General features: G+C 74.0%; 12 protein-coding genes. 4 read left to right on the forward strand and 8 right to left on the reverse strand.

Features of this window, described 5'->3' with window-relative positions:
- Positions 1-14 precede the first annotated feature (14 nt).
- A complete protein-coding gene (locus CP984_RS34715) occupies positions 15-1,259 on the forward strand; it encodes an ROK family protein (RefSeq protein WP_003984464.1) in 1,245 nt (414 codons plus the stop codon).
- A 12-nt stretch (positions 1,260-1,271) separates the two neighbouring features.
- Here CP984_RS34715 and CP984_RS34720 read toward each other — a convergent pair whose 3' ends face one another.
- The 5 genes from CP984_RS34720 to CP984_RS34740 all read right to left on the reverse strand — a co-directional run bounded on the left by CP984_RS34720 (position 1,272) and on the right by CP984_RS34740 (position 4,751).
- Positions 1,272-2,000, reverse strand: a complete 729-nt coding sequence (locus CP984_RS34720; RefSeq protein WP_003984465.1) for an aspartate/glutamate racemase family protein — start codon at positions 1,998-2,000, stop codon at positions 1,272-1,274.
- Positions 2,001-2,080: 80 nt separating this feature from the next.
- On the reverse strand, positions 2,081-3,109 hold the full coding sequence (locus CP984_RS34725) for a phosphotriesterase family protein (RefSeq protein ID WP_003984466.1): 1,029 nt from the start codon (positions 3,107-3,109) through the stop codon (positions 2,081-2,083).
- Positions 3,103-3,687 carry a DUF4865 family protein gene (locus CP984_RS34730; RefSeq protein ID WP_003984467.1) on the reverse strand — a complete coding sequence of 195 codons (585 nt, stop codon included), beginning with the start codon at positions 3,685-3,687 and terminating at the stop codon, positions 3,103-3,105. Before CP984_RS34730 ends, CP984_RS34725 begins: the two co-directional genes overlap by 7 nt.
- Positions 3,688-3,722: 35 nt before the next feature.
- Positions 3,723-4,115: a (R)-mandelonitrile lyase gene (locus CP984_RS34735; RefSeq protein ID WP_003984468.1), complete on the reverse strand. Its 393-nt coding sequence runs from the start codon at positions 4,113-4,115 to the stop codon at positions 3,723-3,725.
- 54 nt (positions 4,116-4,169) lie between these two features.
- Positions 4,170-4,751, reverse strand: a complete 582-nt coding sequence (locus tag CP984_RS34740; protein WP_003984469.1) for a TetR/AcrR family transcriptional regulator — start codon at positions 4,749-4,751, stop codon at positions 4,170-4,172.
- Positions 4,752-4,971: 220 nt separating this feature from the next.
- On the opposite strand from CP984_RS34740, the gene CP984_RS34745 reads away from it, so the two are divergent.
- Entirely contained in the window at positions 4,972-5,286 is a 315-nt protein-coding gene (locus tag CP984_RS34745) for an SHOCT domain-containing protein (RefSeq protein WP_003984470.1), read from the forward strand.
- Between the two features lie 70 nt (positions 5,287-5,356).
- Here the strand turns inward: CP984_RS34745 and CP984_RS34750 are convergent, their stop codons facing one another.
- Positions 5,357-5,905: an ATP-binding protein gene (locus CP984_RS34750; RefSeq protein WP_078575388.1), complete on the reverse strand. Its 549-nt coding sequence runs from the start codon at positions 5,903-5,905 to the stop codon at positions 5,357-5,359.
- Positions 5,906-6,076: 171 nt separating this feature from the next.
- The gene (locus CP984_RS34755) at positions 6,077-6,367 is read right to left on the reverse strand and encodes a hypothetical protein (protein WP_003984472.1); all 291 of its coding nucleotides are present in this window, start codon (positions 6,365-6,367) and stop codon (positions 6,077-6,079) included.
- A 243-nt stretch (positions 6,368-6,610) separates the two neighbouring features.
- Here CP984_RS34755 and CP984_RS34760 point away from each other — a divergent pair, with 243 nt between their 5' ends.
- Positions 6,611-7,768, forward strand: coding sequence for a PLP-dependent cysteine synthase family protein (locus CP984_RS34760; RefSeq protein WP_030185599.1), 1,158 nt, complete (start codon positions 6,611-6,613; stop codon positions 7,766-7,768).
- Positions 7,769-7,805: 37 nt separating this feature from the next.
- Here CP984_RS34760 and CP984_RS34765 read toward each other — a convergent pair whose 3' ends face one another.
- Positions 7,806-8,648 (reverse strand): DeoR/GlpR family DNA-binding transcription regulator, encoded by an 843-nt coding sequence (locus CP984_RS34765; protein WP_003984475.1) that lies wholly within the window; start codon positions 8,646-8,648, stop codon positions 7,806-7,808.
- A 168-nt stretch (positions 8,649-8,816) separates the two neighbouring features.
- Between CP984_RS34765 and CP984_RS34770 the strand changes: the two genes are divergently transcribed.
- Positions 8,817-11,270, forward strand: a complete 2,454-nt coding sequence (locus CP984_RS34770; RefSeq protein WP_409350680.1) for a hypothetical protein — start codon at positions 8,817-8,819, stop codon at positions 11,268-11,270.
- Positions 11,271-11,272: the final 2 nt, after the last annotated feature.

The raw sequence follows: 11,272 nt of genomic DNA on the forward strand, positions 1-11,272 counted from the left end.
GCCAGAATGGGGGCGTGACCCACACTCGGACAACCAGGCTGGAGCGGGGCCGCGGTGCGCTCGGCCCCGCGCTGGAGCTCGTACACACCGGGCGCGCCCCCACCCGTGCCGTACTGACCTCGGAACTCGGCGTGACCCGGGCGACCGCGGGCGCGGTGGCGGCGGAGCTGGAAGCGCTCGGTCTGATCATCGTCGACTCCCGCCCGACCGCCTCGGCGGGGTCCCAGGGCCGCCCCTCGCACCGGCTGTTCCTCGACGAGAACGGCCCCGTCGTCTTCGCCGCGCAGATCCACGCCGACGGCTACCGCACCGCGCTGGTCGGCCTCGGCGGGCGGATCGTGGCCACCGAGAGCGGCTGCGACACCATCCCCGCCGACCCGGCCCACGTACTTGCCGAAGTCGTGGCGTCCGGGGCCGGGATGCTCGAACGGACCGGGCGGCGCTGCCTGGGCGCCGCGCTCGCCATCCCGTCCGCCGTCGCCGAACCCGACGGCGAGGCGCTCAACCCGCTGCATCTGGCCTGGCCCACGGGCGCCCCCGTACGCCGCCTCTTCCGGCGCGCGCTCGCCGAGGCCGGTATCCCCGGGGTCACCGCGGGCATCGGCTTCACGGGCAACGATGTCAACCTCGTCGCCCTGGCCGAACACCGGCACGGCGCCGGCCGCGGCGCCCGCCACCTGCTGTGCGTCGCCTCCGGGCACCGGGGCGTCGGCGGCGCGCTGGTCCTGGACGGGCGGCTGCACAGCGGCAGTTCGGGCCTGGCCCTGGAGGTCGGCCACCTGACCGTCAACCCGGAGGGCGCGCCCTGCCACTGCGGCAGCCGCGGCTGCCTGGACGTCGAGGCGGACCCGCTCGCCTTCCTCGGCGCCGCGCGCCGCGCGCCGGGCCCCGAGGGTTCGCTGCTGCGCCAGGCCACCGACCTGCTGCGCGAGGAGTACCACGACCCGTCCGTACGGGCCGCCGCCGACCTGCTGATCGACCGGCTGGGCCTGGGGATCGCCGGGCTCGTCAACATCCTCAACCCGGACCGCATCATCCTCGGCGGCCTGCACCGCGCACTCCTGGAGGCCGAGCCGGAGCGGCTGCGGGCCGTGGTCGCCGACCGCAGCCTGTGGGGGCGCAGCGGCGGCGTGCCGATCCTGCCGTGCTCGCTCGACCACAACAGCCTGGTAGGCGCGGCGGAACTGGCCTGGCAGCCGGTGCTGGACGATCCGCTGGTGGTCCTGGAGGGGGAGGAGGCGGGGGCCGGGAACGGCTGAGCGGCCCGCACTTCAGCCGCCCGACGGCCCCCCGCGCCACACCGGCGCGGGCCGCCGGCCGACGGCGGTCTCGAAGGCCGCGCGCGCCAGCAGCCGCGTCGAGTCCAGCGTGGGCAGCGGCGCCGCCTCCGGGGTCACCAGCAGCGGAATCTCCGTACAGACGAGGGCGACCGCGTCGCAGCCGCGCGCCGCCAGCCGCTCGATGACGCGGCCGTACTCCTCGCGCGCGGCCGCGGAGAACACGCCGTTCACCAGCTCGGCGAAGATGACCTCGTGGACGGTGCGGCGGTCCCGCTCGTCCGGCACGTCGGCGATGATGCCCCGGGCGCCCAGCGCGTCCGGGTAGAGCGGCCCTTCCATCGTGTACGCGGTCCCCAGCACGCCGACGCGCCGGTAGCCCTCATGGGCGGCGCGTTCGGCGACCACCTCGGCGATGTGCAGGCCCGGCAGCGGCAGTTCCGCGCCGGGCAGCCCGAGCGCCATGTGGGCGGTGTTGTCCGGGCAGACGAAGAAGTCCGCGCCCGCGCGGGCGAGCCGGGCCGCGCTCTCCAGGAGGATCCCGCGGACCGCGGGGTGATCACCGGCCTGCCAGGCGGGCATGGAGCGGGCCATGCTGATGCAGTCCAGTGTCACGTCCGGATGGTCGTACGGGCCCAGTTCGGCGAAGCCCTCCTGGCAGAACGCCCGGAAGCACAGGGCGGCCCCTTCGGTGCTGTGCGCGAGGATGCCGAGGTGCCGCACGGTGCCTCCCGGGGCCGGTGGGTGTGCCCGCCGCCATTGTCACCCCGTACGCGGCGCCGGGACACTCCCCGTCCGTACGCTCATTCCCACGCCACCGCGAACGCGCGGGCCGGGTTCGTCGTGAAGATCCGCTGTACCAGCGCCTCGTCCAGATCGAGTTCGAGCCGGGGACGCAACCGGCGCAGCAGGTAGGGCATGCCGGGGCCGCCGTTCACCGAGCGGGCCGCCGCGGTCGTCGTGTCGCCGCCGATCAGCAGCCGGTCCCCGAACCCGGCGTCCGCGAGCGCGGCCAGGGCGTCCGGGAGCCGCCAGTCCGTGGCGTGGTTGGCGCGCGAGGGCCCGTCGAAGGCCAGGTAGGCCCCGGCCGCGGCGGCCTGCCGGTGGACGACGAGGTCGGGCGAGCGGTTGAGATGGCCCAGGAGCACGCGCTCCGGCGGCACCGCCAACTGGCCGCACAGCAGGTCGAGTACGTCCAACGCGCCGGTGCCCAGCTCCAGGTGGATGCCGATGGGGGCGCCGGTGGCGTGGTGGGCCTCGGCCGCGGCGGCCATGGTGTGGCGGGCGTGCGCGTCCAGGCCGTGGAAGCCACCGGCGACCTTGATCATGCCGGCCCGCACGGCAGCCCCGTCGGCAGTTTCCGGGCCGTCACCCCAGGTGCCGCCCGAACCCCCTCCCCACCTGCCGATCCCCACCGTCAGCTCCGTCACGAACAGCTCGGCGAGGTCGCCCGGTGCGGCAGCACCGGCCGCCGTCCCCCGCACCCGCTCCAGCACCTCGGGCGCGTAATGCACCGCCTGGTGCATCCCGGTCGCGGCGACGATCCGTACGCCCGACTCCGCGGCCAGGCGCGGAAGTTCCGCGGCGCGCCGCCCCATTCCGTACGGCGTCCACTGGATCACCGTGTCGCCGCCCGCCTCCCGGAAGGCGCGCAGCTCGGCCGCCGCCGCGCCGGTGTCGGCCAGTTCCTGGCCGGGGAGCATCGGGCTGCGCAGGAAGAGGTGGTCGTGGGCGTCGCAGATGCCGAGGCCGGCGGGGGAGACGTCGCCGGAGACGGTACGGACGGTGGGTTCCGGGCGGGCGCCGGCGTTCTCCGGCAGCTCGGTCACCACTGGGTACCCGCCGGAAGCCGGTCGGCGCCGGGCGCGGACAGGTGGAGCACCTGGTAGCGCTCCCCGTCCGCCTCGGGGGCGGCGTCCTCCCACAGGGTGAAGCGCACCAGTTCCCAGTGCCGGGGGTCGATCCCCAGTGCTGTCGTGTGCACGCCGTCCGTACGGGCCAGCCGCCGCTGCTCGGTCACCGCTTCCTCGACGGCGGTGGCCGGATCCGTACCCTCGGCGAGCGTGTGCGTATGACGTACGAAGCAGCGGGGGACCGCCCCGGCCGACGGGCCGCGTTCGTGGTGGACGCCCATCCAGTGCTGCACGACGGGGCGCCCGAAGTCGCGGATGACGCCACGGAATCCGTCACCGAGGAGGAAGCGGTGCATCGCCGGGGCGTCGGCCCAGAGGTAGAACGGCGCATATTGATTGACGGGCGAACCGTCGATCCCGCGTTCGCGGATGCCGTACGCCTTGATCCCGAGGCCGTCGTAGGCGTCGAGGAGATGGCCCCGGGTGCGTACCCGGTCGCGGATGATGTCCATGTCGTAGTCGGCGGGCAGGGTGACGGCGTACTGCAAGGCGTGCACGAAAGCTCCTGAAGGTGGGCAGGGGAGAGCGGGCTTCACTCGGGGCGGGCGTCGTCGACCAGGCAGCCCCATTCCGTGGTCGTGCCGTCGGCCGCCGCCTCGACCACGGCGAGGTGGGTCATGAACGTGCCGGGCGCGGCACCGTGCCAGTGCCAGGTGCCCGCGGGGGTCCACACCGTGTCGCCGGCCCTGATCTCCTCGACCGGGCCGCCCCGGCGCTGCACCAGGCCGGTGCCCTCGGTGACGTACAGGACCTGGCCGTGCGGGTGGCGGTGCCAGGCGGTACGGGCGCCGGGCGCGAAATGGACGCTGAACATGCGCAGCCGGGACGGCGCGGGCGGCGCCGCCAGTTCGTCCAGCCACACGGTGCCGGTGAAGTGCTCGGCCGGGCCGGGACGGCTGTCCGGGCGGCTACGGGTGATCTCCATGGGTGATGTCGTTCCGTTCTCGGTGAGCCGGTGAGCCGGTGAGTCGGCGGGCCGTCAGGCGCCGTGCGGGGTACGGGTGGTGCGCGCCGTGAGGAGGGCGAGCACGCCGTGTACGGCGGTGTCGAAGGGGGCGGGCGACTCCGCGGCGCGGGCCAGTACGTAACCGCCCTGCACGGTGGCGACCACGGCCGCGGCCGTGCCGTCCGGGTCCAGTTCCGCGTCGAACTCGCCCTGCTCCAGGCCCTCCCGGAGGATTCCGGCGATCCGGCCGCGCAGCCAGTCCAGCGTCTCGAACACCGGCTGCCGCAGCGCCGGGTCGGCGATGACGTCGGGGTCCATGGTCAGCCGGCCCACCGGGCAGCCGCGCAGCACGTCGCGCTCGCGCAGCAGGTAGGCCCGCACCCGGTCGTACGCGCCGCCCTCGCCGGACAGGGCCGTCTCGGCGGTGGCCCGCATGGTCTGCGCGGTCCGGCGGATGGCGGCGAGCGCGAGGTCGGACTTGCCCGCGAAGTGGTGGTACATGCTGCCCTGGCCGACGCCCGCGCGCTGCAGGATCGCCTTCGGGCTGGTGCCGGTGAAACCGCGCTCCCACAGGAGCTCCCGGGTGCTCTCGATGAGCCGTTCGGAGGTGGTCATGACCTCACTGTACATACCAGTAGTTACAGAGATCAACAGAGGGGCCGGACGGAAGGCGCCGCGCGTGTACTTCCCTGGTGGTACACGCGGTGCCGTCGGCCGTACGACGCCCCGCGGCCCCCGGCGGAGCAGGCTCGACAGGGACGACACCGGACCGCGCCGGGCCCGTGCGCACGACGGGCGCCGGGCGCGCGGCACCTACCGAGAAGGAGCTGACCCCATGTTCGAACTGGCACACCCGTGGACCGGCGGCCCCGGCCCCTGGTTCCTGCTCTTCCCGCTGTTCTGGGCGGCCGTCGTGTTCGGCGTGATCACGCTGCTGCGGCGCACCGTGTGGCGCGGGCGCGGCCCCTGGCAGCGGTTCGGCGGCCCCGGGGGCACCGCGCCGGGGCCGGCGGGCGGCGCGGACCCGTCGCCGATCGACCTGCTCGCCCGGCGCTTCGCGACGGGGGAGATCGACGAGGACGAGTACTGGCGCCGGCTCTCCGTACTGGACGAGCGGTTCGGCGCCGGACGCAAGGGCAGCGCGATGTGAGCGCCGCGCCCCGGAGGTCGGCCGCGCACCGCAACGATGCGCGGCGGACCGGACCGGTGGCCGGACCCCTTCAAACGACCCCGGCGCCCCGTACCCGCGTACGGGTGTCCAGCGGTGCGCGCAGGGGCGGTTCGACGGGGGAGTGCGCCGGTTCGCGCGGCAGCGCGCCGCGGGCGCACGACGAGCGCCCCGCCGCCGCACGGCGTACGGACTCCTCGGGCGCGAGCGTGAGCGTGGGGAGTGTGAACCACACGACCTTGCCGCCGCCGTCCGGGCGCACCCCCCAACTCTCGCTGAGGGCCGCGATCAGCGACAGCCCGCGGCCCTCGGTGTCGAGGGCGCCGGCCGTCCGTACCCGGGGCAGCCGCGGATCCAGGTCGCGCACCGAGACCGTCAACTGATCCAGGAGGACGAGCAGTTCGACGGTGCACTGCTTGCTGGGCATGGCATGCTGGTGCACATTGGCCAGTAGCTCGGTCACCCCGAGCGCGGCCGGGTCTATCAAGGCGTCTAGACGCCAGTAGCGGAGCTGCGCCGATACGATGCGGCGCACCTGGCCGATCCGTGCCGGAAGGGCCTGTAGCTCCACCGTGCAGTGTCTGCTGGGCTGCCTGATCACGACCGCGACTCCCTGATGAGGTCGGGCGCCCTCGTGCGACGGGGGCGAAGATCGGATCCAGCGATGCCGCCTTCCACCACAGTGTCACCGCTGGTGAACCCTCAGTGATACGAGTCCAGGGTCGTCCCACCAGTGCGCTCCCGCAACCGCACCGTCCCCCGAAAGACCCTGTCAGGCGCGCGCGGAGCGCGCCGCGCGTACGGCATCCAGGAAGCGGTCCGGGGTGCCCAGCGTCAGCGAGTAACGGTGTCCGTTCATCATGGCGAGTGCCCGGTCGCGGGCCGCGAACAGCGGTTTGTGCGCCTGTACGGCCTGGACCGGCGCGCTGTCTATCTCGGTGCCGTAACTCGTGAGCAGGGCCAGCCTGCCGTCCTTGATCACTACCTGGCCCGCCCGGGTGAGCGACCGGAGCAGCCCTCTCTCTATCCGCACCCCGGTGGCGTTGAATTCGGGCTCCGCCATGGCGATCTCCTCCTTGGCACGACGGCGTGCGGTCCGCACCCGCACCCTCGGTGCGCAGTCTGCCTCCGTCGTGCCCTGCGCACCAGTACCCCTTGGCCAAAGCTCGCCGCCAGCTTTTCCCCAGGCTCTGCTTGGGGTCGCCCAAAGGGTTGTTTATGCAGGTGAGAAGCGTGTTGCGGGTGGTTATAGTCGGGACAGGCCCGGCGGTCAGCGCGGGCTCCGTACGACGTCGGGAGCACGCCGATGAGCACCGCACAGTCACCAGCCGACCGCCCGGAGCGGGTGCACGGGAGCGGCTGCCCGATGCCGACCGTGGACGTCGACCGCAGTGATCCGGACTACCGGTCCTGGCTGAAAGAAGCCGTCCGCAAGGTCCAGGCGGACGCCAACCGGACGGCGGACACCCATTTGCTGCGCTTCCCGCTGCCGGAGGAGTGGGGCATCGACCTGTACCTGAAGGACGAGTCGACCCATCCCACCGGCAGCCTCAAGCACCGGCTGGCCCGCTCGCTGTTCCTCTACGGTCTGTGCAACGGCTGGATCCGGCCCGGCAAGCCCGTCATCGAGTCCTCCAGCGGCTCCACCGCGGTCTCCGAGGCGTACTTCGCGAGCCTGATCGGCGTGCCCTTCATCGCGGTGATGCCCGCCACGACCAGCCGCGAGAAGACCCGGCTGATCGAGTTCCACGGCGGCCGCTGCCACCTCGTGGACGATCCGCGGACCGTCTACGCGGTCTCCGCCGAACTCGCGGCGGAATCCGGCGGGCACTACATGGATCAGTTCACCTACGCCGAACGGGCGACGGACTGGCGCGGCAACAACAACATCGCCGAGTCGATCTACCAGCAGCTGCGGCTGGAGCGCTATCCGGAGCCCGCCTGGATCGTCGCCACGGCCGGTACCGGCGGCACCTCCGCGACCATCGCCCGCTATGTGCACTACATGCAGTACGACACCCGCATCTGCGTGCCCGACCCGGAGAACTCCTGCTTCTTCGACGGCTGGCGCACCGGCGACGCGAAGACGGACTGCGCCACCGCCTCGCGCATCGAGGGCATCGGGCGCCCGCGCATGGAGCCCAGCTTCGTGCCCGGCGCCATCGACCGGATGATGAAGGTCCCGGACGCGGCGAGCGTGGCGGCCGTACGGGCCCTGGAGCGGGCCATCGGGCGCAAGGCGGGCGGCTCGACGGGGACCGGGCTGTGGAGCGCGCTGAAGATCGTCGCGGAGATGGTCGCCGAGGGGCGCACCGGCTCGGTCGTCACGCTGCTCTGCGACCCCGGCGACCGCTACCTGGACAAGTACTACTCGGACAACTGGCTGGCCGACCAGGGCCTGGACATCGCGCCGTACGCGGCCACGATCGACCACTTCCTGGAGACCGGCGTCTGGCCCGGCTGAGGCGGTCCCCGGGGCGGGGGCCCGGGGCGGCGGTGCCTCAGAGGTCCGTACCGTCGCCCGGCTCGCCCGCGACGACCAGCTCCGGCGGCAGCTCCGCGATCTCCTCGCGGGCCTGCGCCGACAGCCCCCGGTCCGTCACCAGCACGTCCACGTCCTCCAGCGAGGCGAAGGAACTGAGCCCGACCGTGCCCCACTTGGTGTGGTCGGCCACCACCACGACGCGGCGGGCGGAGCGCACGAAGTGGCGGTTGGTCTCCGCCTCGGCGAGGTTGGGCGTGGACAGCCCGGCCTCCACGGATATGCCGTGCACGCCCAGGAACAGCACGTCGAAGTGGAGCGAGCGGATCGCGGCGTCCGCGACCGGCCCCACCAGGGTGTCCGAGGGGGTGCGCACGCCGCCGGTCAGCACCACCGTCGCCGCACCCGCCCGGGGCGCCGCGCCGCCGGCCGCGGCCCGCTGCGCGTTGTAGAACACATCGGCCACCCGCACCGAGTTGGTGACCACCGTCAGGTCCGGCACCTCCAGCAGCTGCTGGGCCAGCGCGAACGCGGTGGTGCCGCCCGCCAGGGCGATGGCGCCGCCGGGCGCGGCCATCCGGGCCGCCGCCTTGGCGATGTCCTCCTTGGCGCTCAGCTCCAGCCCCGACTTGGCCTCGAAGCCCGGCTCGTGGCTGCTCGGCTCGCTGACCGGCACCGCCCCGCCGTGCACCTTCTCGACCATGCCCTGCCGGGCGAGCGCGTCCAGGTCGCGCCGGACCGTCATGTCCGAGACGTTGAGCCTGCGGGTCAGCTCGTTCACGCGGACGCCCCCGCGCCGTCTGACCTCGTCGAGGATCAGAGCGCGACGCTGCTCCGCGAGGAGGTTCTGGTTGTCGCTCACCCCGGCCTGTCCCTTCCGCCCGGCTGCCGTTTCGCCCTCATCCTCGCACGCGGTTGCGGGGCATCAGCCCCGATGGGGTGGGGTGCGCGGCAGCGGAAGGGGGAAAGAAGCAGGCGCGAGGGACGCCTGGGCCGCGGACGCGGGTCCTCGTGCGCCCTTGAACATGACATGACAGCCGCTTCGCCGCCGGGTACCGTGCAGGCGCCGGGCGGCACCGCACGGCATCGGGGGAAGGACCACGTGAACAGCGGAAGCGATACCGCCGCGGCCACCGCGGAGGGGCCAAAGGCGCCGCCGCCGCGGCGGCAACCGGCCCTGGAACTCCTCGTACACGGCGTGGGCGGCACCACGCCCGAGAAGATGCTCGGCGACCCGCGCACCGTGCTGGTCACCGGCGACGACACCGCCGCGGTGTACCGCCGGGCCGTCGACGCCGACGCCGAACAGCGCCCCGACGACTACCGCGCCGAACCGGTCCGCGAGGCGTACTGCTGGTGCAACCTCACCTCCGGCAACGGAGCCCGCGCCCTGTGGCTCGTCCTGCTGCCCTTCATGGTCGCCAACCTCGCCCACTGGATGCGCCCCGCCGCACCCTCCCGGCACAAGGGCCACCGCCTGTACGACATCCTCGTACGCCTCCTCGCCCTGAGCCTGACCGTGCTGCTCGTCGCCGCCGCCTGCGAGGTGGCGCTGGACCTGACGGCCTGGCAGTGCGCGGGCAGCGCCGCCTGTTCGGCGGGCAAGTCCTGGATGGGCTTCCTCAGTCCCGGCCAGGGCGGCGCCTGGAGCGGACCGGGCCGCCGCATCGTGATCGCCGCCCTCTTCCCGCTGCTGCTCGTCGGCTTCCTGTGGTGGCTCTCCCGCCGTACGTGGAGCGCGTACGAATCCGCCTCGCCGCCGCCGCGCCGCCCCGGCACCTCCCGCGACGTACCGCCCGACCAGCGTCCCGCGCTGACCCGCCCCGGATTCTGGTACGGCCGCCGGGTGGTGGCCCGGCTGCGCGCCGCGCACACCGCCGCCGGACTGCTGACCATCGCCGCCGCCCTGCTCACGGCGGCAGTGGACCACGACCGGCGGGCGGGCGCCGGCGGCTTCCTGTCCGCCGCCGGGTGGGTCCTGCTCACCCTGGTGCTGCTGCTGGCCGCGGTGACCGTCTGCGTCGTGTGCCGCACCGCCCGCTCCGAGGCCGAACCGGACGAACACCGCGACCGCTTCCTCGTCAGGGCCCTGCCGTTCGCCGCGCTCGGCGCGCTGCTGCTGTCCGCCGTCCACACGGCCTGGGCGCGGCCCGGCTGGACCAGCGGCAACCGCCTGCCGGGCACCGGCGCCTTCGGCGGCATCGCCGTCCTCCAGGGCCTGCTGGTCCTCGGGCTGCTCGGCACCGCGGCCCTCCTCCAGGCCGCCGCCCGCCGCCATGGACACGGCGACGGCCGCGCGGCGCTGAAGGGCCTGCACGGCGCTGCCGTCGCGCTGCTGGGGTGCGCGCTGGGCGGCGTGCTCACCGGGGGAGCGGCACAGCGGCTGGCGGACTGGCTGGACGGCGGCTCGACCCCTGGCCGCCCGGGCGCACCGATCGCGGGCCCGCCCGTCCTGCTGTCCTGGCAGGCGTCGGTGCTGCCGGTGCTGCTGGTGGTCGTCGTGGCGTTCGCACTCCTGGCCGGGGTGCAGATCCTGCTCGTACGCCGCAAGGTCGAGCCGGACATCCCCGGGCTGTACGACAAGCAGGAGCGGCCCGACGAGCAGCGCGCGCGCCGCATCGCGGGCACCATCGCGCGGGCCGGGCTCACCGACTCCGCGCCCGTCCTGGTCGGCGCCGTCTGCGTGGTGACCCTCGTGCTGGGCGCCGGAGCTGTGGCCGGCGCCTGGCTCACCGACCGCGCGCCCGGCCGGGCCACCGAAGGCACACCGGTGCTCGTCCACACGGCCGCCGCGACCGCCGAATCGCTCGGCTCCTGGCTGATGGGCGCCGGGGTGCTGCTGCTCGCCATCATGGGCTGGCGCGCCTACCGCGACCGGTCCACCCGCCGCACCATCGGCATCCTGTGGGACGTCGGCACCTTCTGGCCGCGCGCCGCGCACCCCTTCGCCCCGCCCTGCTACGCGGAGCGCGCCGTCCCCGACCTGACGTGGCGGATGGCCACCTGGACCGAGAACAACGACGGCCGCCTGGTCATCTCCGGCCACTCCCAGGGCAGCGTGCTGGCCGCGGCGGCCGTCTGGCAGCTCGACCTGGTCACCCGCAGCCGGGTCGCGCTGCTCACCTACGGATCACCGCTGGAGCGCCTGTACGGACGGTGGTTCCCGGCCTGCTTCGGCCCCGAGGCGCTCACCGGGCTGCACCGGGAGATGGACGACTGGCGCAACCTGTGGCGGCTGACCGACCCCATCGGCGGCCCCATCCGGCTCACCTGCGACGGCGGGCCTGACATCGACCTCGGCCCGATGCGCGACCCGCTCGCCTTCGGGCGGACCCTGCAACACCCGCTGCCCGCCCAGATCCTGGGCCACGGCGACTACCAGTCCGACCCGGTCTTCGAGGAGACCCGCGCCGAACTGATCGCCCGGCTCGGGTCCGGGCTGCCGCGCCAGCGCGGCGAACCGGGGGCCACCGCGCTCTGCTGACG

It is taken from the genome of Streptomyces rimosus (genome assembly GCF_008704655.1).
GTDB classification, from domain to species: domain Bacteria; phylum Actinomycetota; class Actinomycetes; order Streptomycetales; family Streptomycetaceae; genus Streptomyces; species Streptomyces rimosus.

Coding starts and splice junctions, on each gene's coding strand:
- CP984_RS34770 (WP_409350680.1), top strand. CDS start 8,817: ATGACAGCCGCTTCGCCGCCGGGTACCGTGCAGGCGCCGGGCGGCACC.
- CP984_RS34745 (WP_003984470.1), top strand. CDS start 4,972: ATGTTCGAACTGGCACACCCGTGGACCGGCGGCCCCGGCCCCTGGTTC.
- CP984_RS34760 (WP_030185599.1), top strand. CDS start 6,611: ATGAGCACCGCACAGTCACCAGCCGACCGCCCGGAGCGGGTGCACGGG.
- CP984_RS34740 (WP_003984469.1), bottom strand. CDS start 4,751: ATGACCACCTCCGAACGGCTCATCGAGAGCACCCGGGAGCTCCTGTGG.
- CP984_RS34755 (WP_003984472.1), bottom strand. CDS start 6,367: ATGGCGGAGCCCGAATTCAACGCCACCGGGGTGCGGATAGAGAGAGGG.
- CP984_RS34735 (WP_003984468.1), bottom strand. CDS start 4,115: ATGGAGATCACCCGTAGCCGCCCGGACAGCCGTCCCGGCCCGGCCGAG.